Source organism: Hyphomonas sp., from assembly GCF_965284475.1.
Lineage (GTDB): Bacteria > Pseudomonadota > Alphaproteobacteria > Caulobacterales > Hyphomonadaceae > Hyphomonas.
In genome coordinates, this window is the sequence record NZ_OZ260087.1 from 1,876,685 (window position 1) to 1,902,417 (window position 25,733).

Sequence of the window (25,733 nt, forward strand, 5' to 3'; positions counted from 1 at the left end):
TTGCCGCGCACGTCAGAATTCAGTCGGGCATTTTTCTTTCCGTTCGTTCGCCTGTGATTGCGCGTGTATCGCTCAATCAATCGGCTCGCGCACCTCACCGCTCTCCGAGAGATAAATCTCTCCACCTTTCTCCATGAATTCCTTGCTCTTTTCCGCCATGCCGCGTCTTGCTTCGGCGGCTTGTTTTTCAAGGTCGGCGCGTTCGTTGTCGCTGAGGCCGGCGGTGTAGTCGCGGACTTCCTGGGTGATCTTCATGCTGCAGAATTTGGGGCCGCACATGGAGCAGAAATGGGCGACCTTGTGGGCGTCCTTGGGGAGGGTCTGGTCGTGGAAGTCGCGGGCGGTTTCGGGGTCCAGTGACAGGTTGAACTGGTCTTCCCAGCGGAACTCGAAGCGCGCGCGGGAGAGGGCGTCGTCGCGCAGATGGGCGGTCGGGTGGCCCTTGGCGAGGTCTGCCGCATGAGCGGCGAGTTTGTAGGTGATCACGCCGACCTTCACATCGTCGCGGTCGGGCAGGCCAAGATGCTCCTTGGGCGTCACATAGCAGAGCATGGCCGTGCCGAACCAGCCGATCATCGCGGCGCCGATGCCGGACGTGATATGGTCATAGCCGGGCGCAATGTCGGTGGTGAGGGGGCCGAGCGTGTAGAAGGGGGCCTCGCCGCATTCGCGCAGCTGCTTGTCCATGTTCACCTTGATCTTGTGCATCGGCACATGGCCGGGCCCTTCAATCATCACCTGGCAGCCTTTGGCCCAGGCGACTTTTGTCAGCTCACCGAGGGTTTCGAGTTCGGCAAACTGGGCGGCGTCGTTGGCATCGGCCGTCGCGCCGGGGCGCAGGCCGTCGCCCAGGGAGAAGGAGACATCATAGGTGCGCATGATGTCGCAGATCTCCTCGAAATGGGTGTAGAGGAAGCTTTCGGTATGGTGGGCGAGCATCCATTTCGCCATGATCGAGCCGCCGCGCGATACAATGCCGGTGACGCGGCTGGCGGTGAGGTGGATATAGGCGAGGCGCACGCCGGCATGGATGGTGAAATAGTCGACGCCCTGTTCAGCCTGTTCGATCAGCGTGTCGCGATAGACTTCCCATGTGAGATCCTCGGCGACTCCATTGACCTTTTCCAGCGCCTGGTAGATCGGCACGGTGCCGATGGGGACGGGCGAATTGCGCAGGATCCACTCGCGCGTGTTGTGGATGTTGCGGCCCGTGGAAAGGTCCATCACATTGTCGGCGCCCCAGCGGATGGCCCAGACCATCTTGTCGACTTCTTCCTCAACCGATGAAGCGACGGCCGAGTTGCCGATGTTTGCATTGATCTTGACGAGGAAGTTGCGGCCGATGATCTGCGGTTCCAGCTCGGCATGGTTGATATTGGCCGGGATGATGGCGCGTCCGGCGGCGATCTCGTCGCGGACGAATTCGGGCGTGATGAATTCCGGGATATGGGCGCCGAAGGACTGGCCATCGGCGATGGTGGCGGCGGCGTCATCATGGGCCGTCTGGCGGCCGAGATTCTCGCGGGTGGCGACGTAGACCATCTCCTTGGTGATGATCCCTGCTCTGGCGTATTCATACTGGGTCACGGGCCCCGTGCCTGTGCCGCGCAGGGGCCGGTGGCGGACGGGGAACTGGCGGGCGAGATATTTCCCCTCGGCGCCGCCATTGTCTTCCGGCTTTACGTCGCGGCCTTCATATTCTTCGACATGGCCGCGGGCGAGCACCCATTCGCGCCTGTCGCGGGCGAGGCCGGCTTCGACGTCGATGGTGACGGAGGGGTCCGTATAGGGGCCGGACGTGTCGTAGACGGGCACGGGCGGCTCATCGGCGCTGGGGTGCAGGTCGATCTCGCGATGAGGGACGGCCAGGTCCGGCAACGGATGGGAATAGACCTTGCGGCTGGCGGGCAGCGGGCCGGTGGTGACTTTCGGGGTTTCGAACTGGGACTGGTCGGCGGGCTTGTTCATCGGGCGTGCTTTCTTGCGTGATAGGTGAGGGCCATGGCGATACAGTGGGAAAGGGCCGCCTCTGGCAGGGGGGCGTTGATGTCGAGGTCTATGGCGCGGGTGCCGGAGAAGGCGAGCGTGCCGGAGTAGAGATCGCGCCACTCGTTCACCAGCGTGGTGGAGCAATGGACGAGGATCTGGGCGGTATCGGGCGCAGCGGGCTTCCAGCCGAGACGGAGCGTGGTGCCGGATTTGGTGGCATTGGTGAGGAAGGCCGGCTCGCCCCATTTCAGGGTTTCGGTGAGCGGGCCGATGCCGGGCGTTCCTGCGGCTGTATCGAGGACCAGGGCGCGCAGACGGGTGAGGCAGGCGCGCGGGGCGGCGGGCATCGCGTCGAGCACGGCCTGCACGGTGCCGGGCGCGGGCGGCGGGGCGAGGCGGCTCATGACGGGAAGCCTCTCGGGGACTCGGGCGACAGGCCGAGTTCCCTCTGCATCTTTTTCGTAAGTCCCGCTCCGACGAGACGGTAGCTGTCACGCAGATAGGTCAGGAGTTCATCGTCAGACATGGTCTCGTCGCTGAAACGCTGGATCCATTTCATGCCGCGCGAGGCCATGTAGGGCGCGCCCCGGCAGCCGGGCTGGTCTTTCAATATGTGGAAGGCGATGGGCGTGACCTTGAAGGAGACGCCGGTTATCTCGCCCTTCTCGTCGCCCGCAATGGCAAACACCTTGCCGCCGATCTTCCAGACATGGCTGTCGCCCCACTGGCGGACATAGGTCGCGTGGGGCAGGGATTCGCAGAAGGCCGTGAACGCATCGAGTTTCATGTCAGCCCGCCTCGGCCGTGTTGTTGCGTGGCGCCAGTATGGTGAGGACCATGCCGATGAGCGCGGAGACGAAGGCGAGGCCGACCAGCACAGTCAGGAGGGCGAGGTCAAAATTGCCAGGATTGGCTTCTTCGGGCGTCAGAAGTTTTCCGAAGAAACTTGGATACAGCATGCCCGCATTCACGCCCCATGCCGCAGCGAAGAAAGCGCGGCGGCGCAGCGTGTCTGTCCGGACGAGGATCGCGGCGGCGATGAGCATCGCGCCCATCATCATGTCGTCCATCCAGAACATGACAGGGCGCCCGGCACCCCATGAGCGATAGGCCTCGCCGATGATCAGGGACAATGCGAGCAAAATTGCCCAGATTCGCAGGAATCTCATCCGTCGTCTCCGTCCCTCGCGCCGGTATGAGCCGGATCAGGTTCAAAGGGTAACTCTCAGCCCGCGACCATCGCGGACACCCCTCGGATAAGAGTCACAATAAGCCGGGCGGGCCGGAATTGAAAGGGGCCCCAAGTCAAACTGAGGTGATTACCTAAGTGACTTGACATGCGGCCGGGCGATCCAATAGATAGGCATATGACTAAGTATCATTCACCGGACCCCATTGCCCTTGACCGCGGCTTCCATGCGCTGGCCGATGCCACGCGCCGCGGCGTGATTGCGCAGCTGAGCCTCGGTGAGGCGAGCGTGGCCGAACTGGCCGCGCCATATGACATGGCGCTGCCGAGCTTCCTGCAGCATGTGCGCGTACTGGAATCGGCGGGCCTTGTTGTGACACGCAAGGAAGGCCGGGTGAGGCGCTGCCGGCTGGAGACTGCGCAGCTGGCCGAGCTGGATGCCTGGATCACCCGTTACCAGCAGGCCTGGGCTGCGCGCCTCGACCGGCTGGGCGACTTTCTCGACGCAACAGACACAAAAGGAACCGCAACATGAGCCATGACACGGTCCGCCACGGCACGGTGACCATAGAGAAAACCTATACGGCGAGCCTGGCACGCGTGTTCGGAGCCTGGGCCGATCCGGAAATGCGCCGCATCTGGGGGTCGCCCTCTGACGAGATCGACCTGCGTATCGATGCGGCCGATTTTTCCGTAGGCGGAGAAGATGTCAGCACCTGCATGATGGGTGATCAGGCCCTGGCTGTTGTGCGGGGGCGTTATCATGACATCGTGACTGATCGCCGGATCATCTATACCGAAATCATTTCCTCCATGGATGCGCTGGAAGGCGCCTGCCTTGTATCAGCCGAATTCCAGCCTGACGGAAAGGGAACGCGCCTCGTGCTGACGCTGCAGACGGCGGCGGTGGATGGCGCGGACCTGCTGGAGGGCGTGCAGGAAGGCTGGGAGAGCGCGCTGCTGCGCCTTGGCGCCATGCTGCAACCAGCCTGAGCCGGGCCGCCCCGGGCGTTGGCCTGCAGACTGGTTAATGCCGGGCGCAGTCCTGTTAACCAAATCCTGACACCTGATCACCATCAAGGGCCTTATCTGATTTGCGTTACAGATGGAGGCGAAGATCATGGCTGATGGATCTGCGCATGCGCCGCTGCATGTACCAATTGCGGCAGACGACCTGAAACCGCGCAAGAAAGCGCCCGTGAAAACCCGCAAGTTCAAGGTGGATTTCTGGGCGACCGACTTCAACACGGCCGAAATCGGCATCATGAAGCGCACCCAGAATGAGGCGGCGTCTGACCATTTTACCAAGGACATGGAAATTTACGGACAGACCGTGGTGAACGGGAAGCGCGAGGCGCTGATCGCCTATCGCCATGAGCTGTGGAAACGGAACAAGGATTTCAGCCGCCGGCTGGTGATCAAGCTCTTCTCCGAAGACCTGCACTGGCGCGGCACGATCGAGATGCTGATCGGGCGGTCGATGCAATTATCGCTGGGCGCGGGCGGCATGCCGGTGCCGGCCTACTCGATCAACCTGGCGCGCCATGACCAGCTGATCCAGCTGGAACGCTCGGCACATCACTGGCCGCTTTTTCCCGAGAAATACACGTTCTTCCTGCAAACGAAAAGCGGACCGCGCTTCTACAAGCTGCGCCGGAACATCGTGTGCGTCGGTTCCGACTACACATTGTATGACCAGAAGGGCCGCAAGATCGGCCAGCTCGACAGCCGCGTCATCAATCTGGGCGGGGCCTGGAAAGTGACGCTGGACAGCGCACATGCCAATGCCCGGCTGGAGGGCGTGCTGCAGCTTTTTTGCGCGATGCTGAAATTCAATGGCGCTGCGCGCCGTCATGTCCGCCAGCTGACGGAAAAGGTACACGGGGGCCGGCTGAAACCGGAACTCGATCACCAGGAAGACGAGCTTTACGGGAATCCGCGCCGCCGGCGATAGGCGGTAAGTCTCCGGCCTGACTGGATCGGAATCTCCTGTTGGTCGCGGCGTTTCCCCGAAAACCGGGTCCACTTTTCGGCACGCCGAAGGCGGTCTCTAGGCCTCCAGCGCCTGCTGCGCGCCATTGTCCCAGCCGACGACAATATCAGCGCCAGTGTCGATGACAGGGCGTTTGATCAGGGTGGGGTGGCCTATGAGGAACGCGGCCGCCTGTTCGCCCAGGGCGGCAACCTGCTGTTCTGTGGTCAGGCCGCGCCAGGTGGTGGAGCGGCGATTGACGAGTTTTTCGGTGCCAACGGCCTTGATCCAGGCGGGAACCAGCGACGGCAGGTCAGCCTCTGCGCGGATGTCGACGAAGGCAACCTCGCGGCCTGTAGCGGTCAGCGCGCCGAGCGCCTTCTTGCACGTATCGCAATTCTTCAGGCCATAGAGCGTGAGCGGGGGATTGGACATGGAGGCTCCTGCGTTCGGACGGTGTTTTACCTATATGGCACCCAGAACCGCGAGGACCAGACCAAAGGCCATGGTCACGATCCCGAAGCCGCGCACATGGTCTTCCTCCGGCATCATCCATCGGCCAAGGGCGAGAACGGGCTTGGGCCAGGCCAGGAAGAGCAGGGATTCGATCACCATGCAGGCTGCAAGCACCGTGGTGATTCCGCTTGTGACGGTGGAAAAACCGCAGACCAGCGAGAGCAGCCCGGCGCTGAGAAAGAACATGAAGGCACCGGTGACATAGGTGAGGCCCGGATTGGTTTCGAAGCCGGCCAGCAGGGTTGAGGCGCGGGCAGGCTCGATCACCATTCCGGCGCCCGCAGCGAGGGCATAGACTCCGAAGATGACGCATGCGGTGTCGGCGATCATGTTCCTGCTCCTGTCTCGTCTCATCCTACCATAAGTCGGCCGCGAGGCCGAAATGTGTCAGGGGGTGGCGGCCTGCGCAGACACGACTGCGACGATGGGGCCGAGATCAGGCCCCGGCTCGTCGCGCTGGATCCCGGGCGCATAGAGGCGTGAGACGACGCCATCGAGGTAGAGCGCGTTCGGTGTGCCGAGCCTGTCGCGGAAGAGGCGGGCGAAGGTGTGGAAATTCACGGGCGCGTCGCTGATCGCGAAATGGACCGTCCTGCCATCGGCGCTGAGGCCGACGCCATTGCGGCGCTTGCGGCTGGGGCCGTCCGCGTTGAAATCCGGGTGCAGGGCGCCGTCCAGCACCAGCATCGGGCCGGACTGGGTGGCAAAACGGGGCGGGCCGGCCGGGAAGAGGGCCTCATAGGCGCGGGATTCGGTGATGCCGGCATCGCGGCCATCGCGCCAGAAGACACCATTGGGCAGCATGCCGAAATTGCCGGGGCCGGCTGATGTGACGAGCGGGGCGGCCTGTTCGCCATCCTCGACATAGAGGCCGACCGCGCGGCGGTCGTCATGGTACATCCCGCCATTCATCGCGAAGAGAAGCGGCGTGCCGTCGGCCTCCATCTGTGCAGCGAGGCGGTCGAACTGGGCATAGGGCGCGCCATCGGGATGGGTCAGGAACAGGCGGATATCGGCGCGGTCCACATCAAAGCTGCACACGGTGAATGGCGCGCCGTCGAAGTGTACAGGGTTGCAGGCGTGGACCGGCGCGGGCTTGCAGGCAGCGAGCAGGATGAGCGCGAAGGCGCCAAGGACGATCCCGAGTGGGTTGCAGCTAGGTTTATGGGCCATAATCCGGAACGCTAGCGAGCGTTCATGGCAAATTCCAGACAGGTTCAGCGGTTCGGGGCGTTGACTTGATACGAAAACCTACCGCGGTCCGACAATTTTATTCTGTCTACTTAAACGAATATTTCCTTGCCTTTGATATCGGTGTCATTGCGAAAGCATGTGGAGAGTGAGAGCTCCGTGTTATTGGGACCGGGAGATTCTGACTTGAAACGGATGCTGAAGACATTGCTGCATGACAGCAAGGCACGGGAGGACATATCCACCGAGCACGCCGCATTTATTCGGGGGATGCAGCTCCACACGCTGCGATCGCTCGTGCCATACGGCCTGATCGCCAGCACGTTCAATGCCTCGATCTGCGTCGCTTTCCTGGCCGCGCATGCGCCATCTTCGGCGCTGATCATGTGGGGCGGGGTAATGGCCCTTATGGGTCTCATGGGCTTGCAGACCAGCATGCGCGCTTCGCGACGGGGCGTGGCGCCGCGTCCGCGCTCTGTCCACGCCGTGTGGCGGCCAATCACGGAATCAGCGCTTCTTGGAATGGCATGGGCTGTTTGTCCGCTCCTGTTCCTGCCTCAGTTGCAGGGTTTCGACCTGGCGCTTGTCATCTGCGTCTGCGGTGGCATGATGGCCGGCGGCGCCTATGTTCTCTCCACCCTGCCGGGCGCAGCTGTTCCGTTTGTGGTCAGTATATCTTTCGGGCTGGCCATGGGCATTCTCCGCTCAGACGGGGGCGCGGGTCGCTTTACTCTCCTGGCCTTGCTGGTCTGCTTTACGGTGGTCATGCTGCGCACGACCTTCTGGAACCACCGCAACTATGTCACGGCGTGGCTGCAGCAGGAGAAACTCAAGGACCAGGCCAATCAGCTTTCGAAAAAGCAGGGCGTTATCAGCCTTCTGCTCAACGAGTTCGAGCAGGCCGCCTCCGACTGCCTCTTTGAACTCGACAAAGCACACCGGGTCGTGCGGCCGTCGGGCGTCCTGGCCGAGCGAACGGATTTCACGATCGAACAGCTGGAGAACGAGCACGTTGCGAGCTTTTTTGACGGCACCAACGTCGAAGGCCGACCCGCCTTCCTGGCGCTTTTGAAGGCGCTAGAGGTCGATGGCGAGATCAATAACCTTCGCTTGCCGGTGCTCACGAAAGGCGAAATGACCGTCTGGTGGCGCATATCTGCCAAGCCATTCTACAGCGATGATGGCGTGTTTGAGGGCTATCGCGGCGTGGCGTCAAACGTTACTGAAAAGTACGAGGCCGAAAAGCAGATCTACAACCTGGCGCATTTTGACTCGCTCACCGGTGTGCCCAAGCGCGAGCGGATGCTCGACGCGCTCGAGGCGGCTGCCAACACGCCGAATGGCAATGGGACACGTTTCGCCGTGCATGCGCTCGACCTCGACCGCTTCAAGACGATCAATGATGTCTACGGCCATTCCGTCGGTGATGCCTATCTCAAGGCGACGGCGCAACGCCTGCAGGATCTCATCGGGCCGGGCAATATCGTCGCTCGCTTTGGCGGTGACGAGTTCGTGATCCTGCAGAACGACATTACCGGGCGCGGCGAAGCCATGGCACTGGCCGTCACGATCCAGCAGGCGCTCGCCGAGCCGGTCAACATTGGTGGATCGAACGCGCAGTCGAGTGTCAGCATCGGGATAGCGGTTTTCCCCGAACATGCGGGCACGCCGGCTGAGTTGCTGAAGTTTGCCGATCTGGCACTATTGGCATCGAAAGGTGCAGGACGTGACACGGCGTGCTTTTTCGAAACCGACCTCAATGATGATGTCAGTGAGCGGATCGCGATGGAAGCTGACCTGCGCCAGGCATTGTCCCAAAACCAGTTCAAGCTCAATTTCCAGCCCATCGTGAGTGCGCGCAGCGGAAACGTGCGCGGCGCAGAGACATTGATCCGCTGGACGCATCCCGAAAGGGGTGTGGTGAGCCCTGACATATTCGTGCCAATCCTTGAACAGGCCGGCATGATCACGACCGTTGGCGACTGGATCATCCGCGAAGCCCTGCGCGAGGCAGCGACCTGGGATGAGTCCATTCGCGTATCGATCAACCTGTCGCCGCTGCAAGTGCGCAATCGGTCGCTGATCATGACTGTGACGCATGCGCTGGCCCAGAGCGGTGTCGATCCGAAACGGGTCGATTTCGAGATCACCGAGACGGCGCTGTTCGATGACACGGAAGAAAGCCTGGGCGCCTTGCATGCCCTGCACAGCCTTGGCGTGACCATTTCCCTCGACGATTTCGGCACGGGCTTCTCGTCCCTCAGTCTGTTGCGCATGTTCCCGTTCGACAAGATCAAGATCGACAAGTCTTTCGTCCAGCAGATGGAAAGCAGCGAGGAGTGCCTTGCGATCGTGCGGTCAATCGTAGGCCTCGCGCGCAGCCTCGGCATGCGTACGACCGCCGAGGGCGTCGAGACGGCCAGGCTGGCAGACATGTTGAAGGCGGAGGGCTGTGCCGAGTTGCAGGGCTATCATTTCAGCCGCCCCATGCCGGCCGATACGCTGGTCGCTGCCGGGCTGCTGCCCCGCTGCCTACCGGTGGAGGATGTGACACCGGAAGTCCTGGTATTGCCTGCGCCGTCCGCGCTCGAACGCGTGGTTTAGCCGCGCGCACGAACGGGGGCATCGCGCATCCGGCGTTGATGGTGTATTGGCAATTCAGGACCGCCACCGGGGTGGACGTAATGGGAGACCCGCGCATGGCCGAAAAATTCGAACGCCACCGTCAGCCATGGACGCCGGACGAGATCCAGAAGCTGCACGTGCTGGCAAAGAAGGGCATGGGCCTGAAGGCCATCGCCAAGGCAATGATGCGCAGCGAGGAATCGATCCAGGCGCGCGCCAGGCTCGACAAGATCAAGCTGGCGAAACTGCGGTAAGTGCGGGCACCTGCAGCACGCATTTGACCCCTGCCACGATCCTGTCAAAACTGTTCGCGAGGCGCTATTTCAAGGGGTGAGGCATGGTTCAATCGATTGTGATTGTGGGCGGCGGCAGCGCGGGCTGGATTACGGCCAACCTGCTGAATGCACACTGCCAGCGAGCAGGCAGAAAAACGCAGATCACACTGGTAGAGTCGCCTGACATTCCAACGATCGGTGTCGGCGAAGCGACGGTGCCGACGATCCGGCGCACGCTGAATGATATAGGCCTGCCGGAACGTGACCTGCTGGTATCGGCAGAGGCGACGTTCAAGACCTTGATCCGCTTCCAGAACTGGAATGCGGGAGAATCATACGATCATCCTTTTGACCGGCGCAGGCGCCCCCTGACAGATGATGCAGTCAGCCGCTGGACGGCACAGAACAATTTGCCATTCGACCGGAGCTTTTCGGCCCTCACCCAGCTGGCCGATGACAATGTGGCGCCAAAGTCTCCACGCCAGGCGCAATACCAGGGGAGCTTTCCCTACGCGTATCACCTCGATGCAGTGAAACTGGCCAACCGGCTCGCAAGTTTTGGTCGGGAACGGGGAATCCAGCACAGGCTCTGCAATGTCACCGACGTGACAGTCTCCCCGGAGGGACTCATCTCGGCAGTGAATACGGACCATGGCGATGCACTGGCAGCTGACTTGTATATCGATTGCACGGGCTTTCGCTCCGCGCTTCTGGGCGGTGCCCTTGGCGTCAAGATGAGATCCTTTGCCAAGTATCTCCTGTGCGACCGGGCAGTCACGATGCGCATACCTTATGACGTGCACAAGCCCGAGCGACTCCTGACCTATACGCTGGCCACTGCGCGCGACGCGGGATGGCAATGGGACATCAACCTGCAGAACCGGCGTGGCATCGGCTATGTCTATTCCAGTGCCTTTTTGAACGAGGACGCGGCCGAGGCAGCGTTGCGCCAGCATGAAGGGCGTCATTGCGACCAGCTCGAGGCCCGGCATATCCGTTTCACGAGCGGCAAGCGGCAAGTCAGCTGGAAGGGTAATTGTGTTGCTGTCGGACTGTCTGACGGATTCCTGGAGCCGCTGGAATCGTCGGGCCTCTATCTGATCGAGTTTGCCGGGCTGGCGATTGCGACCATGCTGGATGATTTTGCGGCAGCGCCGAAAGCCACCGCGCGTTACTACAACCGGATTTCCGATGAGCTTTATGACGAGATACTCGGCTTCCTGAACCTGCACTATGTGATCTCGACACGCCGGGACACGCCATTCTGGCAAGCCGCCACGGCAGATGAAGCCATTCTGGACGATTTGCGGGACCGGCTTGAACTCTGGAAGCGGCGGTCGCCGACTCAGTTCGACTTTCCGGGTGCGGACAGGTTGTTCGCCCAGGACAGTTATGAGTTCATCCTGCATGGGATGAAGTATGTCGATGGGCCGGTATCAGGCGCGCCCGGGGTGCCGGACTTGAGCGCGCTGGTCGGCAAGAGCAGGGCCGAATTGCCAGAGCAGGAGGCGCTTCTTGCACTCGTCCAGCGCGCGGCGGCCGTGCAGGCCTGAGACGCTCCGGCGCTGGCAAATGGATTTGAGTCTGCTGGACCACAAGGGCGTGAGGTTCCAGGCGATGAGCACGGCAATGATGCGCAGCGAGGATTCGATCCAGACGCGCGCCATGCTCGACAAGATCAAGCTGGCGAAACTTCGCTGATCCTTACCGAACCGGCTGGCAAAGACTTAACAGGGCAGGTCGTCCGGCTGAACATCCGCAGAATCAGGCTGAGGGGTTTCCTTGAAACGAATGCCTGAGATTGTCTTCTGGCCGATGGTGAGAGCTTTGGTGATTCTGTGCATGCCATCCATAAGCCGGCCCTGCGCGCACAGGATGATGGGATATTGAAGGTCCGCATCCATCATGAGCTTGAATTGTTCTGCAATGCTTCGGCATGAAGCCGGCTCGCCGCCGGAAAACCAGCAGGCATCGTCCAGTTCGGAAATCTGTTCCAGATCCATGTTCTCCGGCACAAGCGGTGCAGACAATCTGATCTGGCGATCAACATCCCAAGCGTAGAACCCGTTGGGCCTGGCCGAAAGTGATATTGCTTCCTCATGCACCATCTCGACATGTCTGTCAGATAGTCCCAACACATAATCCCGACTTCCGTCAGGAGGGCTGGCCTGCTGCCGCGTCCAGCGCTTCGCGGCGTTTTTCGGCGGCGGATTTCTTGACGCTGTCCGAGCGGAGCTGACCGCAGGCGGCGGCGATGTCGCGGCCGCGGGGCGTACGGATGGGGCTGGCATAGCCGGCGCGGTTCACGATCTCGGCAAAGGCCTCGATGGTTTCCCAGTCCGAGCATTCATAGGGGCTGCCCGGCCAGGGATTGAACGGGATCAGGTTGATCTTGGCAGGCACGCCTTTCAGCAGTCGGACAAGGTCGCGCGCCTCGGCCTGCGTGTCATTGATGCCTTTCAGCATGACATATTCGAATGTTACCCGCCGCGAATTGCCACTGCCCGGATAGGCGCGGATCGCCTCGAACAGGGTTTGCAGGTCGTACTTGCGGTTGATCGGCACCAGTTCATTGCGCAGGGCATCGTTCGTGGCGTGCAGCGAGATGGCCAGCATGGCATTGGTGCGTGCGCCCAGCTCGGGGATCTTTGGCGCGACACCGGCGGTCGAGACGGTGATACGGCGCCGGCCGATGGAAATGCCGTCGCCGTCGGAAATGGTGTCGATGGCGGCGGCGACATTGTCGAGATTGTAGAGCGGTTCGCCCATGCCCATGAAGACGATATTGGTGAGCTTGCGCTCTTCGATTGACGAAGGCCATTCACCGAGGGCATCGCGGGCGACCATGACCTGTGCGGTGATCTCCTGCGCAGTGAGATTGCGCACGAGGGCCTGTGTGCCGGTATGGCAGAAAGTGCAGTTCAGGGTGCAGCCGACCTGCGAGGAGACGCACAGCGCGCCGCCATCCATGCCGACACTGGGGATATAGACGCTTTCGCCTTCGACGCCCGGCGCGAAACGGGAGAGCCATTTCTGCGTGCCGTCCCTGGATACCTGGTGATCGGCAATCTCCGGACGGTCGAGTGTGAAACGCGCGGCGAGTTCGGCGCGCAGCTCCTTGCCGATATCGGTCATGACATCAAAGCTGTCCGCACCGAAATACTGGCTCCAGCGGGACACCTGCTTGGCACGCATGGAGGCCTTTTTCGGATCGAGCCCCATGGCTTCAAGCTCTGCCTTCAGGGCGGGCAGGGGCATGCCCGCGAGGGATTGCGGGCCTTTGGGCTGGCCGGGCCGTTGAGAAAGGTTGAGTGTAACTGTCATGAAAGCGCGCTATAGCATGTGCTGACCGGCGCAGAAACCGTCGGCGGCAGGGCTTTATGAACTGGAATTAATGTGGTGGCCTTTAATTCGCCACACGTGCAACCGAAAGCCCGGCGACGCGTATTATTATAACGCTTTCAACGGGGCTGACTGCGAAACGACGCCCAAAAACTGGAGGAAATCCATGAGATATCTCGCTTTGGGCGCGCTCGCGCTTGCCATGATCCCCGCCGCCTGTGAAACCGGCCCCAGCAACCGCGTCATGATCGGCTCCGCTGCAGGCGCCATCGCTGGCGCAGGCCTTGGCACGCTGGCGGGTGGCGATGATGGCCGCAATGCCGCAATCGGCGCCGCTGTCGGCGCAATCGCCGGTGCTTCCGCCGGGGCTTACATGGACAAGCAGGAGCGTGAGCTTCGCGCCGCAACGGCCGGTACTGGCATCGAAGTCGCACGTAATGGCGACCAGATCGCCCTGACCATGCCTTCGAACGTCACGTTCAACGTGAACAGCGCTGAAATCCTTCCCGGCTTCTATCCGTCGCTGAATGATGTTTCGACAACGCTGGTCAACTATCCGTCGACCGCTGTGGACATTATCGGCCATGCCAGCTCCGATGGTGACGATGCCTACAATCAGGCCCTGTCCGAGCGCCGCGCCAACTCGGTCAGATCCTACCTGACCAACCAGGGTGTGACACCGGTTCGCCTTCAGGCCTATGGCATGGGTGAAACCCAGCCAATCGCCGACAATTCGACGGAAGCTGGCCGGCGCGCCAACCGCCGCGTCGAAATCATCCTGACGCCAATCACCGAAAGCTGATTTGCCGCCTGATAAGGCCAGATGAAATGACGCCCGCTGGCCCTGCGCCAGCGGGCGTTTTTCATGGCGTCAGCCGGAAATGGCGGTGCGCATCGCCGTGACCGATTCCTCATAGCGCGTGTTCATCATGGCCATCAGCTTGTCGCTGGCGCGTGACGGGTGGCCGGTCTGTGTGGGCGGGGCGGGATCGTATTCCACTGCAAGCTGGATCGCCTCGGCGACCTGCTGTCCGCAGATATCGGCCATGATGCCGAACGCGAAGTCGATCCCCGCCGTCACGCCGCCGCCGGAATAGGTATTGCCATCCTTCACCCAGCGCCCGGGAGCTGGGGTCGCGCCGACCAGCGGCAGGAGGGATGTATAGGCCCAGTGCGTGGTGGCCTTCCTGCCGTTGAGCAGCCCCGCTGCCCCCAGAAGGAAAGCGCCGGTGCAGACCGAAGTCACATAGCTTGCCGATGCGCCGCACGCGCGGATGAAATCCACGGTTTCGCTGTCGCCCAGCGCCTCGACCACGCCAAAGCCGCCGGGCACGACGATCATGTCGAGCGCTGGTGCGCCGGCAAATGTGCCGGTCGGTACAAGCGACAGGCCGCAATCGCTGGGCACGGGGTCCGGCGACTTCGCCAGGATATGGGTTGTCGCGCCCGGCATGCGGTGAAGCACCTGGAGCGGGCCTGTAAAATCAAGCTGGGTGACGTTCGGGAACAGGATGAAGCCGATATTCATGGGATGCGGTCTCCGTGCAGTCTCGCATCGGTCTTAGAGGAATCAGCCATCGGAGGCCATATTCGCTCTGGCCAATCGGGGCCGAACCGTGGAACGTGCCGCGATGTCAATATCCGGCCCTGCCTCCAGATCCAGTTCGAAACGGTTCGGACAGCCTGCTGCCTATCGGGGTGCCGGGTCAGAGCTGATACACTGGCTATGCGGGGTCTATCTGTGGCTGGGACGCTGGCGCCTGCTGGATGACTGGCCGCCGGACCGGAAAATGGTCGTCATTGCAGCGCCGCATACATCCAACTGGGACGGGTTCGACATGCTGGCCGTGGCAGGCTGGTATCGTGTGAAGCTGAGCTACATGGGCAAGAAATCGCTGACAGACGGGCCGCTCGGCTGGCTGGTCAGGCGCAGCGGCTGCGTACCGGTCGAACGCTCAAAATCGAGTGACATCGTCTCGCAGATGCATGCGGCGTTTGATGCGGCCGATACGCTGTTCCTGGCTGTCGCGCCGGAGGCGACAAGATCACGCAATCCCGCCTGGAAGAGCGGCTATTATCATATAGCCCATTCAGCGGGTGTGCCGCTGCTGATGTCGGTGCTGGACTATCCGTCCCGTACGGTTCGTCTGGCCGGACCGTTGCGAACCACAGGCGACTACACGGCGGACCTGCCGCAAATCCTGGCGCCCTACAGGGCGGCGGAAGGCAGGCGCGCAGGAAAGTTCGCCTTGCCTGACACGGACTAGCGGCAGATGGCGGCGGCCTTGTCGATGGCGGCGGCCGATCCTTTCAGCGAGAAATGATAGGCGACCTGCGTGTTGCGCGCGGAGACGGCCTCGACGCGCAATTCTGAACCCTTTTTCAGTGCGTCGACGATGCGGCGGTCATCGGAATCATCGGCGAACGCTTCCTGTCCGACCGAGAATAGCGTCCAGGAAGAGCGCCCGATACTGGCCTTGGCGGTGATGTCTTCGCGCAGGTCGAAGCCTACCTTGAGGCTCGGCTGGTTACGGGCGCGGCCCGATTTCCAGTTGGTGACATAGTACCAGACTTCGCCATGATCGGCCGAGCGGGGCGCCTTGTCCGTGGCCGTTGTGGCTGCATAGCAGACCGTTTCGCCACCGGCCGTGTCGGTGAAGACCGACCAGTCGTTGAAACGGCCTATGGCGGTCGGTTCGGCTGCTGCGCACGGGATTGTGATGGCCGCCAGCACCCCAAGCGCAGCATATCGATTGCGACGTGAAAGTTCCTGTTTCATGCTCAATTCGAAATCCCCGTGGAAGGCTGCAATGAGTGTCTTATGGCATGAGAGTTAAGGCCAAACTACGACAGTCTCGAACCTGTTGCAGTCGCGCTGAATAACACAATGCGCGGTTGCGCCTCACCAATTGGCGTCAGATACTGCTGAACACAGGGCCAGAGGAACCAGACTTGAGCACAACAATCGTCCGCACGGCTGACCTGGAGCAGCGCGAGCGCCATGCAGACTGCATGGAGCGCATCGCAGCCGAGGAGTCGCGCGAGGCCTTTGCCGAACTGTTCGAATTCTTTGCGCCGCGCGTGAAGGGCTACATGCTGCGCCTGGGGGCGTCGGAATCCGAAGCGGAAGAACTGGCCCAGGATGTCATGGTCACGGTCTGGCGCAAGGCGGGCATGTATGACCGCAGGCAGGCCTCCGTCTCGACCTGGATATTCCGCGTGGCCCGAAACCGCCGGATCGACGTGCAGCGGCGCACGAACAAGCCTGCGCTGGAACCGGATGAACCCATGCTGCAACCGCCCGCAGCCGAGCAGCCCGACGCAGCCGTGTCGCGCGGCCAGATGGAAGAGCAGGTCCGCGCGCAGCTCGCGACATTGCCGGAAGAACAACTGGTCCTTTTGCAGGCCGCTTTCTATGACGGCCTCTCGCATTCGGAAATTGCGCAGGCCTTTGGCTTGCCGCTTGGTACCGTCAAGAGCCGCATCAGGCTGGCCTTTGCGCGCATGCGGGGAGGCCTTGATGCACCCGAATAAGGTTTTCGGCCCGACACAGGGAGCCAGGACATGACCCGCCGGAATGAATATCCGATCAGTGAGCTCTACAGCGCCTATGCTGCCGGGTCGCTGGACCCCGCGTTCGCCCTGCTGGTTGAAACACAGGCGGCGCTGCGCCCTGACCTGCGCGAGCTGGTGGCGTCAAGCGAAGCGGTGTCAGGCGCGCTGCTCGAGACAACCGGGCCGGCAGCCATGCGGGCTGACGCGCTAGATTGTACGATGGCGCTCATCGACGCGCTCCCACCGGTGGCGGCGCGCCCGATAGAAGACGAAGACCTGTCGGCGCTGCCAGAGCCGATCTGGCGTGCCGCCGGTGCGGCATCAGGCTGGAAAGCATCGGTGCCGGGCATTCGCCGCATGGCGCTTGACATCGACAGTCCGATGCATGTGGAACTCTACCGGATCGAACCGGGCGCGGCGGTGCCGCGGCACAGTCATGCCGGAATCGAATTGACGCTGGTGGTTGCTGGTGGTTTCAGCGACGCGCTCGGCAGCTATCGCCCCGGTGATCTCGTCGTGAACGGGCCGGACGATACGCACCGTCCCGTGGGCGATGAGGGCGAGGTCTGCTTTGCGCTGGCCCTGCGCGATGGCGGCCTGAAATTCACCGGACCGCTGGGCATGATCCAGCGCCTGCTGGGCAAGTAATTCCTTTTTCGTCTGTCCATGGTTTCCAGTGTCGCGCATACTTGCCGGGCTTTGCGCGGGAGGCATGAGGCATGATCGACATCAATGGCATCGCCCATATCCAGCTGACTGTGAAGCGCCTGGATCGCAGCCGGCCCTTTTACCGCGCGCTGCTGCATGACACGTTCGGCATGACGATCCAGTATGACGATGACACCACGTTCTATTGCATAGGCGGCCGCACGGGCGTCCTCATCCGGGAAGCGGCCGCAGAATACCGGGACACGGGCTTTGACCAGTGGCGCGTCGGCCTGCACCACATGTGCTTCCGCCTGCGGTCCCGGGAAGATGTCGATACGCTGCATGCCGCGCTGGTGGACATGGGCGCCAGGATTGTGACCGCCCCGTATGACGGGCCGTGGGCGCCGGGCTATTATTCGGTCCTGTTCGAAGACCCGGACGGCATTCGCCTTGAGGCCAATTTCGTGCCTGGCGCCGGTAATCTCGCCGTCATCAAGGACAGGCCGCTGGTGCCGCCGCGCTGACTCAGCTCCGGTCGCGTCCCGGCACGCGGCTTGAGGCAAGGCCGTCGCCGCCTGTGCCGCCCGGCATGATCGGACGGGGGGCATAGCCGCCCATGGACAGGTGGCGGTCATACATGACCATCGCACCAGCCAGGCTGACATTGATGCAGAATTTGGTCGGGATTTTCACGACATGGGCGCAGCGGGCGAGAATCCCGTCGGACAGGTTGCCTTTTTCCGGCCCGAGGATGTAAGCGGCCTGCGGCGGGTGGCGGAAGGTCGGCAGCATGACCGCGTCATCAGTGAGTTCGATGCCGACAAGCTGGCACCCCTTGGGCATCTGCATGTCATCGATGGAATCCCACTGGTAATAGGGGATCTGGCCTGCCGACTTCGACGTGTCGGCCTGATACGCGTCGCGCAGGCGGTGATCGGCATCAATCGAGAAGACATAGCTGGCGCCGAAGGCGTTGGCGGTGCGCATCAGGGCGCCGAGATTCATCGGCTTGGAAATGCGCTCCGAACCGATCGAGAAGTAACCACGCATGTCAGATGACTCCGAGACTGAACCGCCCGGCTGCGAGTATGGGCAGGATCAGGAGCGGGGCAATGAGGCAGGCGCGCCGGGCGAGGCGCAGGTGCGAGAGGGGGGCTGGATAGGTGGCGGCGAGGTGGCGGGCGGCCTCGCTGGCAGGCGAAGGCGCGGTGGCCTCGACCACGGCCAGGCGGAAGGGCGCATCAGTGGGCAGGCCGCCAAAGTGCGCCGCCAGCGCCCGGCGCAGGGCGACCGAGATGATCATCCGCATCTGGATGGCCAGAAGGAACGCGAATACGGCCAGGCCGAGCAGAATCCAGAACAGGGCGGTCACAGGAAGGTTGCGACCTCGAAGCGCCCGCTGGAATCGGTCATGCCACGTTTCATGCCGCCGGAATTGAACAGGGCGCTCATCTCGCCGCTGGCCGACACCGCGATCATGCCGCCTTCACCGCCGAGGCGTTTGACATCGTCCAGCGCGCCCTGGACGGCGGGCTCCAGCGCGGTGCCGCCATAGCGGATGCGGGCGGACACATCGGCGGCGGCATTGGCGCGAATGAAATATTCGCCAAGCCCGGTACAGGAAATGGCGCAACGCTCGTCAGCCCATGTGCCGGCGCCGATGATGGGCGTGTCACCGAGGCGGCCGGGCGTCTTGTTCATGATTCCGGCGGTCGATGTGGCCGCTGACATGTCGCCATACTGGTCCAGCGCCACGGCGCCGACCGTACCCATTTCGGGCGCCCCGACCTGGCGTGTGCGCTCGTCGATCGGCTTGTAATAGGTCTCCGGGTCATCGACAGTGGCCAGGCCCGCCGCACCGGCCAGGCGGCGGGCACCGTCTGCCACGATCAGCACATTGGGTGTGCGCTCCATCACCATGCGGGCCGCAGCAATCGGGCTGAGGACGCCCTGCAGCGCGCCGACAGCACCTGCATTGCGGGTGCGACCGTCCATGATGGCGGCGTCGAGTTCATAATCACCATTGAGATTCGGGGCTGCGCCCCGGCCGGCGAGGTAGAGGCCGGAATCCTCCATCGCGGCCACCATGGCCTCGACAACGTCGAGGGCGGCGTCGCCCTCGGCAAGGTGTTTGCCACCCTGTTTCAGGAGGCGCGCGATATGTTTTTCCTGCGCCGCGTAATCCTGGCCAAAGATCGGTCCGGCACCGCCATGCAGGACGAGAGCCCATTTGCCCGCCATTCTGCCCGTCTCCCTTACGTCACACTTGGATTATACCTGCCACACCGCTACCGTCTGGCAGCAGAAACAACAAGGTAAGGAACGCCGGAACATGAAAGCTGTACTGTCAAAAGAAGTGGGCGGGCCGGAAACGCTCGTCCTTGAGGATATCCCGGCGCCAGAGGCCGGCAAGAATCAGGTCCTGATCGAGGTGAAGGCGTGCGGGGTGAACTATCCCGACGTGCTGATCATCCAGGACATGTACCAGTTCAAGCCGCCGCGCCCGTTCAGCCCCGGCGGCGAGATTGCCGGTATCGTCAAGGCAGTCGGTGAAGGCGTGACCCATGTGAAGCCGGGCGACCGCGTGCTGGCATCGTGCGGCAATGGCGGCATGGCCGAGCAGGTTGTCGCGGCCGCCCATGGCACGATGGCGATTCCCGACGGCATGCCGTTCGACGAAGCCGCAGCCTTCCTGATGACCTATGGCACCAGCTATTACGCCCTGAAGGACCGCGCCGACCCGAAACCGGGCGAGAGCCTGCTGGTTCTGGGCGCTGCGGGCGGTGTCGGCATTGCCGCCGTCGAGCTCGGCAAGGCCATGGGCCTGAAAGTGATTGCCGCCTGTTCGACACAGGAAAAGGTGGATTTCTGCCTTTCCAAGGGGGCTGATACCGGTCTGGTCTATCCCGCCGGATCGCTCGACCGGGCTCAGCAGAAGCAGCTGTCCGACGACATCAAGGCAGCCGGTGGCGGCGGTGTGGACATCATCTATGACGCGGTTGGCGGCGACTATGCCGAGCCATCCGTGCGGGCAATGAACTGGGAAGGGCGCTATCTCGTGATCGGTTTCCCGGCCGGTATCCCGAAAATCCCACTCAACCTGACCCTGCTGAAAAGCTGCGACATTCGCGGCGTGTTCTGGGGCGCGGCGGTTGCGCGTGATCCGAAGGCCCATGCACAGAACTGCGCCGAAATGTTCAAGCTCTATGCCGATGGCAAGATTCGTCCGCACATCTCCAATTCCTATCCGCTTGAGAAATCAGCCGATGCGATCCGCGAGCTCATGGACCGCAAGGCTATGGGCAAGGTCGTTGTGACGATCTAGAGATGGCTAAATCCCCTGCGCAGACGCCTGACGGGTTCATGGAAACACTCGACCATCCCCGCAAGGCGCAGGCGCAGGCCTTGCGTGACATTATCCGGTCTGCTGCACCGGGCCTTGTTGAATCCCTCAAATGGAATGCGCCGAGCTATGCGCTCGGCGCCGACCACGTCCTCACTTTCAATTTCGCGGATCGCAAGAGCGTGCGCCTGATCTTCCATTGCGGCACGCGCCGCAAGGAGACCAAGGATGCGCCGCCGGTCATGGAGGATGCGACCGGCTTGCTCGACTGGCAGTCCGACATCAGGGCGGTTGCGACCATCCGGAACGCGGATGACCTGGCCCATGCGCGGCCATTGCTGCCGGGCCTGATCGGTGACTGGATCAGCGCGGTTGCGCAGCCGTAAACGCAGCCGCCAGGGAACGTGTTGGCCTGTTCACGCATAGAGCAGGCATGCAGGACAGTGATTCCTCCCCTCCCGGCGGAGCGGATGACCCGCCCGACGAGTTACGCAGCGACGCGCGCCAGCGCACGCTCAGGACGGGCCGTATTGTGATCAACAGGGGTGCCAGCACGTTCGACGTGACCATCAGGGACATGTCGGCGACGGGTGCGCGCCTGCTGCTCAAGGACGCCTGGAACCTGCCGGAAACGTTTGAACTGCTGATCCGCGATCCCGTATCGGGCGACTGGACGCGGCAAGCCTGCGACAAGCGCTGGCAGAGGGGCAACCTGGTTGGCGCACGCTTCACCAATATTTCAGGCTGAGCATAAAAAAACCCGCCGGATCGCTCCGGCGGGTTTTTGTTGTCGGGAATGATCCCTGTAATCAGGCGCTCTTGGCGTCGTCAACTTCTTCAAAGTCTGCATCGACGACATCGTCGCTGTCGGACGCCGCATCAGCGGAGGCGTCGGCATGTGCCTCGCTTTCCTGCTGGTTGGCATAGATCGCTTCGCCGAGCTTCATGGCGGCGGTCATCAGGGCCTGATGCTTGGCCTGGATGTCTCCGACATTGTCGCTTTCACGGGCGGTCTTGAGCTCTTCGACGGCTTTCGCGATCTCGTCCCGGATCTCGGCAGAGACCTTGTCACCATGCTCTTCAACCTGCTTTTCGGTCTGGTGGACCAGGGCCTCGGCATTGTTCTTGGCTTCGACCAGTTCGCGGCGGGCCTTGTCGGCACCGGCATTGGCTTCGGCGTCGGCCATCATCTTCTTGATGTCCTCGTCCGTCAGGCCGCCATCCGCCTGGATGGTGATCTGCTGTTCCTTGCCGGTCGCCTTGTCCTTGGCGGAAACGGATACGATACCGTTGGCGTCAATGTCGAACGTGACCTCGATCTGCGGCAGGCCGCGCGGGGCAGGCGGGATGCCTTCGAGGTTGAACTGGCCGAGCTGCTTGTTGTCAGCGGCCATTTCGCGCTCGCCCTGGGCGACCTTGATCGTCACGGCCGACTGATTGTCGTCAGCGGTCGAGAAGACCTGGCTTTTCTTGGTCGGGATTGTCGTGTTGCGGTCGATGAGGCGTGTGAACACGCCGCCCAGCGTCTCGATGCCGAGCGAAAGCGGGGTGACGTCAAGCAGGACAACGTCTTTCACGTCGCCTTGCAGCACGCCGCCCTGGATCGCCGCGCCGAGGGCCACGACTTCATCCGGGTTCACGCCCTTGTGCGGCTCGCGGTTGAAGAATTTCTTCACCGCTTCCTGGACCGCAGGCATGCGGGTCATGCCGCCGACGAGGACGACTTCGTCAATGTCGGCTGCTGTCTTGCCGGCATCCTTCAGGGCTTTCTTGCACGGCTCGATGGTGCGCTTGACGAGGTCTTCGACAAGGCCTTCGAGCTTGGCGCGCGAGAGCTTGATATTGAGGTGTTTCGGGCCGGTTGCATCCGCGGTGATGAAGGGCAGGTTCACTTCATACTGGCTGGCAGACGAGAGTTCCTTCTTGGCCTTCTCGGCTTCTTCCTTGAGGCGCTGGAGGGCCAGCTTGTCGGCCTTCAGGTCGATGCCCTGCTCTTTCTTGAACTCGTCTGCGAGGAAGTCGACGATGCGAAGGTCGAAGTCTTCACCTCCGAGGAACGTGTCGCCATTGGTGGAGAGCACTTCGAACACGCCATCGCCGATTTCGAGCAGCGAGACGTCGAACGTGCCACCGCCAAGGTCATAGACGGCGATTGTCTTGTTCTCGCCCTTGTCGAGACCGTAGGCGAGCGCAGCTGCTGTCGGCTCGTTGATGATGCGCAGCACTTCAAGGCCGGCAATCTTGCCTGCATCCTTGGTGGCCTGGCGCTGGGCGTCGTTGAAGTAGGCAGGCACCGTGATGACAGCCTGCGTGACCGGGGTACCGAGATAGTCCTCGGCCGTTTCCTTCATTTTGGTGAGAATGAAAGCGGAGATTTCCTGCGGGGAGTAATCCTGGTCGCGGCCCTTGACCCAGGCATCGCCCGCCTTGCCTTCGACGATTCCGAAGGGCGACATGGCCTTGTCTTTCTGGGCGGTCGGGTCGTTATAGGTGCGGCCGATGAGGCGCTTGATGGCGTAATATGTGAAATCCGGGTTGGTCACGGCCTGGCGGCGGGCGGGCATGCCGATCAGGCGTTCACCGCTTTCCGTGAAAGCCACGACGGACGGCGTGGTGCGGGCACCTTCGGCGTTCTCGATGACTTTCGCGGTGCCGCCTTCCATGACGGCGACGCAGGAGTTCGTGGTCCCAAGGTCGATACCGATAATTTTGCTCATGATAACTGTCTCTCTTTAGTTAGCCGCCACGGGCTTTTATTGGGTTCGGTCTGCTCAGCAGCCCCGGAAGCCAGTGGCTCTCAAGGGTTCATATGAGATGGCGAGGACGGAGTTTAAAGCCGCTCGCCTGTTCTGGATGCGATATGGTGAGCCGATCCCTTCGCTCAAGGGGTAATGCGGCGCTTTTACACGGGTTTAACCTGTATCAACTGTCGCCGTTAAAGCCAGTCCCTGATTGCGCTGTCCTCCACTGTTCGGGCACGGCTGGCCGCGATTAAGCATTTATTACGCGCGGGCTGATACACAACCGGGAAAAATACAAGACGACCGGAGTGCGGTGAGATGGACGGGATAGTGGCCAGCCTGGCAATCGAGGCGACGACATATGTCGTGCTGATGGTCGTATTTACCCTGTTCGCCTTCCTGTCGCGCGGGCGTGATGCCTTCACCTGGAGCCCGGAACTGCGCCAGAGCGCCCTGACCAATGTGCTGATGCTGCATGTCGGCGGGCTGAATGGTGTCCTCTACCTGCTGACAATCGCACCCCTGATCGCGCTGTATCACCGGGTCGGCCTGCCTGTCCTGCCTGAGACAGCCTGGACGCAGGTGCCTTTTGTGGTGAAGGCGCTGGTGGCGCTGCTGGTCTATGATTTTACCCTGTACTGGGTCCATCGCTGGCTGCACACCAGCTGGCTGTGGCCCGCGCACGCCGTGCATCATTCCGATACCGAGCTGCACTTCCTGTCCTGGTCACGCGGGCATTTTATCGAACAATTCGTGATCGCGGCCTGCCTGGTCCTCAGCTCGACCTGGCTAGGCTTCGGCATCAGGGAAATCTATGGCCTTGCGCTGCTGCAGGGGCTGCATCAGTACTATGTCCATGCGCGCCTCGACTGGAACCATGGCTTCCTGCGCCATGTGATCGTCTCTCCGCAGCTGCATCGCTGGCACCACGCAGAGGTTGAGGAAGCGTATGACAAGAATTTCGCGTCGATCTTCCCGTTCTTCGACCTGATGTTCGGCACGTATTACAATCCGGGTTCCAGCGTCGCGGTGCCAACAGGCATTGGCAACAATCCCGACAATAACGTGATTGCGCTGATCCTTTATCCGTTCCGCGAATGGGGCCGCATGCTGGCCGAGCGCAAGCGGGCCAGCCCGCCGGCCGAAACGGCCTGACGCCCCGGGCAGAAGGCGAATCTGGTCACCCGCCGGTTGCCCGTCCTCGTGACCGAACCTATCTCCGTTGCAGTCTGCAGCAGGGAAGGCGGCCCCATGAAATATGCGAAACTCGGACGCACGGGACTTGTCGTCTCGCGCATTTGCCTCGGTACGATGACATTCGGGGGTGAAGGCGGCATCTGGAAATTCATCGGTCGGCAACAGCAGGACGAGGCCGACGTTCTGGTCCGCACGGCTTTTGAGGCTGGCGTCAATTTCTTCGACACGGCGGATGTCTACTCGGCAGGCGTCTCGGAGCGCATGCTGGGACAGGCAATCCGCAATACCAGCCTGCCGCGTGACGAGATCGTCGTGGCCACCAAGGTTTTCGGACGCGTCTCCAGTGTCGTGGCCGAGGACGCCACGGATGCTGAGAAGGCCGAAGGCGAGCGGCGCGAGAAGCATGCGCGCAATATTTCCGGCCTGTCCCGCAAGCACATTTTCGATGGTGTCGATGCCAGCCTTGAGCGGCTTGGCCTGGACTATATCGATCTCTACCAGGTCCACGGTACCGACCCGCTGACGCCGATCGAGGAAACCGTCGAGGCGCTTGATGCCGTCGTCCGCTCGGGCAAGGTGCGCTATGTCGGCCTGTGCAACATGCCGGCCTGGCTGATCATGAAGGCAATCGCCTATGCCGAGCGGCGCGGCCTGTGCCGGTTCGAGAGCTGCCAGATGTACTATTCCATCGCGGGACGCGACCTTGAGCGGGAAATCGTTCCGCTGGCCAATGACCAGCAGCTCGCAATCCTGCCATGGAGCCCGCTGGCCGGTGGATTCCTGTCCGGCAAGTTCAGTCGCGATGGCGCGGGCCCGAACGATGCCCGCCGGACGGTCTTCGACTTCCCGCCGGTCGACAAGGACAGGGGGTTTGACATCATCGATGCCATGCGTCCGATGGCAGACCAGCGCGGCGTCAGCGTTGCGCAGCTGTCACTGGCCTGGCTGCTGCACCAGCCGCATGTAACCAGCGTGATTATTGGCGCCCGGACCCTCGAACAGCTGACGGATAATCTGGCCAGTGTGAATGTTGCCTATAGCCAGGATGAACTGGCCAAGCTGAATGATATTTCGGCGCTGGTGCCGGAATATCCTGGCTGGATGGTGGACCGCCAGGGCATGGACAGGCGCGGTTCCGTTTCCTGATTTT

General features: G+C 62.1%; 32 protein-coding genes and 1 riboswitch. Of the genes, 17 read left to right on the forward strand and 15 right to left on the reverse strand.

The window, feature by feature from the left end; genetic code table 11:
• Window positions 1-72: 72 nt before the first annotated feature.
• The 4 genes from thiC to ACQ66M_RS09160 all read right to left on the reverse strand — a co-directional run bounded on the left by thiC (window position 73) and on the right by ACQ66M_RS09160 (window position 3,158).
• Entirely contained in the window at window positions 73-1,968 is a 1,896-nt protein-coding gene (gene thiC, locus ACQ66M_RS09145) for a phosphomethylpyrimidine synthase ThiC (protein ID WP_350173864.1), read from the reverse strand.
• A complete protein-coding gene (locus ACQ66M_RS09150) occupies window positions 1,965-2,393 on the reverse strand; it encodes a DUF1801 domain-containing protein (RefSeq protein ID WP_430403354.1) in 429 nt (142 codons plus the stop codon). Before ACQ66M_RS09150 ends, thiC begins: the two co-directional genes overlap by 4 nt.
• Window positions 2,390-2,776 carry an MmcQ/YjbR family DNA-binding protein gene (locus ACQ66M_RS09155; protein ID WP_350173868.1) on the reverse strand — a complete coding sequence of 129 codons (387 nt, stop codon included), beginning with the start codon at window positions 2,774-2,776 and terminating at the stop codon, window positions 2,390-2,392. Before ACQ66M_RS09155 ends, ACQ66M_RS09150 begins: the two co-directional genes overlap by 4 nt.
• 1 nt (window position 2,777) lies before the next feature.
• The gene (locus ACQ66M_RS09160; RefSeq protein WP_430403356.1) at window positions 2,778-3,158 is read right to left on the reverse strand and encodes a hypothetical protein; all 381 of its coding nucleotides are present in this window, start codon (window positions 3,156-3,158) and stop codon (window positions 2,778-2,780) included.
• A riboswitch (TPP riboswitch) is annotated at window positions 3,154-3,252 on the reverse strand. (Overlaps the previous gene by 5 nt.)
• A gap of 104 nt (window positions 3,253-3,356) precedes the next feature.
• On the opposite strand from ACQ66M_RS09160, the gene ACQ66M_RS09165 reads away from it, so the two are divergent.
• From ACQ66M_RS09165 to ACQ66M_RS09175, 3 genes are all read left to right on the forward strand, one after another.
• Entirely contained in the window at window positions 3,357-3,713 is a 357-nt protein-coding gene (locus tag ACQ66M_RS09165; protein WP_430403358.1) for an ArsR/SmtB family transcription factor, read from the forward strand.
• Window positions 3,710-4,171, forward strand: a complete 462-nt coding sequence (locus ACQ66M_RS09170) for an SRPBCC domain-containing protein (protein ID WP_350173874.1) — start codon at window positions 3,710-3,712, stop codon at window positions 4,169-4,171. The genes ACQ66M_RS09165 and ACQ66M_RS09170 overlap by 4 nt, the downstream gene beginning before the upstream one ends.
• 127 nt (window positions 4,172-4,298) lie before the next feature.
• Window positions 4,299-5,132 (forward strand): hypothetical protein, encoded by an 834-nt coding sequence (locus ACQ66M_RS09175; RefSeq protein ID WP_350173876.1) that lies wholly within the window; start codon window positions 4,299-4,301, stop codon window positions 5,130-5,132.
• 96 nt (window positions 5,133-5,228) lie between these two features.
• Here the strand turns inward: ACQ66M_RS09175 and ACQ66M_RS09180 are convergent, their stop codons facing one another.
• Genes ACQ66M_RS09180 through ACQ66M_RS09190 form a run of 3 tightly spaced genes read right to left on the reverse strand, consistent with a single transcriptional unit; the run spans window position 5,229 to window position 6,839 of the window.
• Window positions 5,229-5,585, reverse strand: coding sequence for an ArsC/Spx/MgsR family protein (locus ACQ66M_RS09180; protein WP_430403361.1), 357 nt, complete (start codon window positions 5,583-5,585; stop codon window positions 5,229-5,231).
• 30 nt (window positions 5,586-5,615) lie between these two features.
• On the reverse strand, window positions 5,616-5,996 hold the full coding sequence (locus ACQ66M_RS09185; protein WP_350173880.1) for a hypothetical protein: 381 nt from the start codon (window positions 5,994-5,996) through the stop codon (window positions 5,616-5,618).
• Between the two features lie 57 nt (window positions 5,997-6,053).
• Entirely contained in the window at window positions 6,054-6,839 is a 786-nt protein-coding gene (locus ACQ66M_RS09190) for a phosphodiester glycosidase family protein (RefSeq protein ID WP_430403363.1), read from the reverse strand.
• 213 nt (window positions 6,840-7,052) lie between these two features.
• Between ACQ66M_RS09190 and ACQ66M_RS09195 the strand changes: the two genes are divergently transcribed.
• The 4 genes from ACQ66M_RS09195 (at window position 7,053) to ACQ66M_RS09210 (ending at window position 11,458) form a co-directional block, all read left to right on the forward strand.
• Window positions 7,053-9,461 carry a putative bifunctional diguanylate cyclase/phosphodiesterase gene (locus tag ACQ66M_RS09195; RefSeq protein ID WP_430405146.1) on the forward strand — a complete coding sequence of 803 codons (2,409 nt, stop codon included), beginning with the start codon at window positions 7,053-7,055 and terminating at the stop codon, window positions 9,459-9,461.
• 95 nt (window positions 9,462-9,556) lie between these two features.
• Window positions 9,557-9,736 (forward strand): hypothetical protein, encoded by a 180-nt coding sequence (locus ACQ66M_RS09200; RefSeq protein ID WP_350173884.1) that lies wholly within the window; start codon window positions 9,557-9,559, stop codon window positions 9,734-9,736.
• An 83-nt stretch (window positions 9,737-9,819) separates the two neighbouring features.
• Entirely contained in the window at window positions 9,820-11,310 is a 1,491-nt protein-coding gene (locus ACQ66M_RS09205; RefSeq protein WP_430403365.1) for a tryptophan halogenase family protein, read from the forward strand.
• A gap of 19 nt (window positions 11,311-11,329) precedes the next feature.
• Window positions 11,330-11,458 (forward strand): hypothetical protein, encoded by a 129-nt coding sequence (locus ACQ66M_RS09210; RefSeq protein ID WP_430403367.1) that lies wholly within the window; start codon window positions 11,330-11,332, stop codon window positions 11,456-11,458.
• Window positions 11,459-11,484: 26 nt separating this feature from the next.
• On the opposite strand, the gene ACQ66M_RS09215 is transcribed toward ACQ66M_RS09210, so the two are convergent.
• Window positions 11,485-11,892, reverse strand: a complete 408-nt coding sequence (locus tag ACQ66M_RS09215) for a hypothetical protein (RefSeq protein WP_430403369.1) — start codon at window positions 11,890-11,892, stop codon at window positions 11,485-11,487.
• Between the two features lie 19 nt (window positions 11,893-11,911).
• Window positions 11,912-13,081: a 23S rRNA (adenine(2503)-C(2))-methyltransferase RlmN gene (rlmN, locus tag ACQ66M_RS09220; RefSeq protein WP_430403371.1), complete on the reverse strand. Its 1,170-nt coding sequence runs from the start codon at window positions 13,079-13,081 to the stop codon at window positions 11,912-11,914.
• A gap of 184 nt (window positions 13,082-13,265) precedes the next feature.
• Here rlmN and ACQ66M_RS09225 point away from each other — a divergent pair, with 184 nt between their 5' ends.
• Window positions 13,266-13,901, forward strand: a complete 636-nt coding sequence (locus ACQ66M_RS09225) for an OmpA family protein (RefSeq protein WP_350173892.1) — start codon at window positions 13,266-13,268, stop codon at window positions 13,899-13,901.
• Window positions 13,902-13,970: 69 nt separating this feature from the next.
• Here ACQ66M_RS09225 and ACQ66M_RS09230 read toward each other — a convergent pair whose 3' ends face one another.
• Window positions 13,971-14,627, reverse strand: a complete 657-nt coding sequence (locus tag ACQ66M_RS09230; protein ID WP_350173894.1) for a DJ-1/PfpI family protein — start codon at window positions 14,625-14,627, stop codon at window positions 13,971-13,973.
• Between the two features lie 103 nt (window positions 14,628-14,730).
• On the opposite strand from ACQ66M_RS09230, the gene ACQ66M_RS09235 reads away from it, so the two are divergent.
• Window positions 14,731-15,366, forward strand: coding sequence for a 1-acyl-sn-glycerol-3-phosphate acyltransferase (locus tag ACQ66M_RS09235; RefSeq protein WP_350173896.1), 636 nt, complete (start codon window positions 14,731-14,733; stop codon window positions 15,364-15,366).
• On the opposite strand, the gene ACQ66M_RS09240 is transcribed toward ACQ66M_RS09235, so the two are convergent.
• Window positions 15,363-15,878 (reverse strand): invasion associated locus B family protein, encoded by a 516-nt coding sequence (locus ACQ66M_RS09240; RefSeq protein ID WP_430403373.1) that lies wholly within the window; start codon window positions 15,876-15,878, stop codon window positions 15,363-15,365. The two genes, ACQ66M_RS09235 and ACQ66M_RS09240, sit on opposite strands and share 4 nt — an antisense overlap.
• A 173-nt stretch (window positions 15,879-16,051) precedes the next feature.
• Between ACQ66M_RS09240 and ACQ66M_RS09245 the strand changes: the two genes are divergently transcribed.
• From ACQ66M_RS09245 to ACQ66M_RS09255, 3 genes are all read left to right on the forward strand, one after another.
• Window positions 16,052-16,633: a sigma-70 family RNA polymerase sigma factor gene (locus ACQ66M_RS09245; RefSeq protein ID WP_430403375.1), complete on the forward strand. Its 582-nt coding sequence runs from the start codon at window positions 16,052-16,054 to the stop codon at window positions 16,631-16,633.
• Window positions 16,634-16,663: 30 nt separating this feature from the next.
• On the forward strand, window positions 16,664-17,302 hold the full coding sequence (locus tag ACQ66M_RS09250; RefSeq protein ID WP_430403377.1) for a ChrR family anti-sigma-E factor: 639 nt from the start codon (window positions 16,664-16,666) through the stop codon (window positions 17,300-17,302).
• A 71-nt stretch (window positions 17,303-17,373) separates the two neighbouring features.
• Window positions 17,374-17,826 (forward strand): VOC family protein, encoded by a 453-nt coding sequence (locus ACQ66M_RS09255; protein ID WP_430403379.1) that lies wholly within the window; start codon window positions 17,374-17,376, stop codon window positions 17,824-17,826.
• A 1-nt stretch (window position 17,827) separates the two neighbouring features.
• Here the strand turns inward: ACQ66M_RS09255 and ACQ66M_RS09260 are convergent, their stop codons facing one another.
• Genes ACQ66M_RS09260 through ACQ66M_RS09270 form a run of 3 tightly spaced genes read right to left on the reverse strand, consistent with a single transcriptional unit; the run spans window position 17,828 to window position 19,543 of the window.
• Window positions 17,828-18,352: an RNA methyltransferase gene (locus ACQ66M_RS09260; RefSeq protein WP_430403381.1), complete on the reverse strand. Its 525-nt coding sequence runs from the start codon at window positions 18,350-18,352 to the stop codon at window positions 17,828-17,830.
• 1 nt (window position 18,353) lies between these two features.
• Complete coding sequence (locus tag ACQ66M_RS09265; protein WP_430403383.1) at window positions 18,354-18,674, reverse strand: hypothetical protein; 321 nt, start codon at window positions 18,672-18,674, stop codon at window positions 18,354-18,356.
• Entirely contained in the window at window positions 18,671-19,543 is an 873-nt protein-coding gene (locus ACQ66M_RS09270) for an isoaspartyl peptidase/L-asparaginase family protein (RefSeq protein ID WP_430403385.1), read from the reverse strand. Before ACQ66M_RS09270 ends, ACQ66M_RS09265 begins: the two co-directional genes overlap by 4 nt.
• Before the next feature lie 91 nt (window positions 19,544-19,634).
• Between ACQ66M_RS09270 and ACQ66M_RS09275 the strand changes: the two genes are divergently transcribed.
• Genes ACQ66M_RS09275 through ACQ66M_RS09285 form a run of 3 tightly spaced genes read left to right on the forward strand, consistent with a single transcriptional unit; the run spans window position 19,635 to window position 21,393 of the window.
• Window positions 19,635-20,627, forward strand: coding sequence for an NADPH:quinone oxidoreductase family protein (locus ACQ66M_RS09275; protein WP_430403387.1), 993 nt, complete (start codon window positions 19,635-19,637; stop codon window positions 20,625-20,627).
• A 2-nt stretch (window positions 20,628-20,629) separates the two neighbouring features.
• Window positions 20,630-21,031, forward strand: a complete 402-nt coding sequence (locus ACQ66M_RS09280) for a DUF1801 domain-containing protein (protein WP_430403389.1) — start codon at window positions 20,630-20,632, stop codon at window positions 21,029-21,031.
• Between the two features lie 47 nt (window positions 21,032-21,078).
• The gene (locus ACQ66M_RS09285; RefSeq protein ID WP_430403391.1) at window positions 21,079-21,393 is read left to right on the forward strand and encodes a PilZ domain-containing protein; all 315 of its coding nucleotides are present in this window, start codon (window positions 21,079-21,081) and stop codon (window positions 21,391-21,393) included.
• A gap of 61 nt (window positions 21,394-21,454) precedes the next feature.
• On the opposite strand, the gene dnaK is transcribed toward ACQ66M_RS09285, so the two are convergent.
• Window positions 21,455-23,362, reverse strand: coding sequence for a molecular chaperone DnaK (dnaK, locus tag ACQ66M_RS09290; RefSeq protein WP_350173915.1), 1,908 nt, complete (start codon window positions 23,360-23,362; stop codon window positions 21,455-21,457).
• Between the two features lie 342 nt (window positions 23,363-23,704).
• Here dnaK and ACQ66M_RS09295 point away from each other — a divergent pair, with 342 nt between their 5' ends.
• Together ACQ66M_RS09295 and ACQ66M_RS09300 are read left to right on the forward strand one after the other, a co-directional pair.
• Window positions 23,705-24,541 (forward strand): sterol desaturase family protein, encoded by an 837-nt coding sequence (locus ACQ66M_RS09295; RefSeq protein ID WP_430403393.1) that lies wholly within the window; start codon window positions 23,705-23,707, stop codon window positions 24,539-24,541.
• Window positions 24,542-24,637: 96 nt separating this feature from the next.
• Window positions 24,638-25,729: an aldo/keto reductase gene (locus tag ACQ66M_RS09300; protein WP_430403395.1), complete on the forward strand. Its 1,092-nt coding sequence runs from the start codon at window positions 24,638-24,640 to the stop codon at window positions 25,727-25,729.
• Window positions 25,730-25,733: the final 4 nt, after the last annotated feature.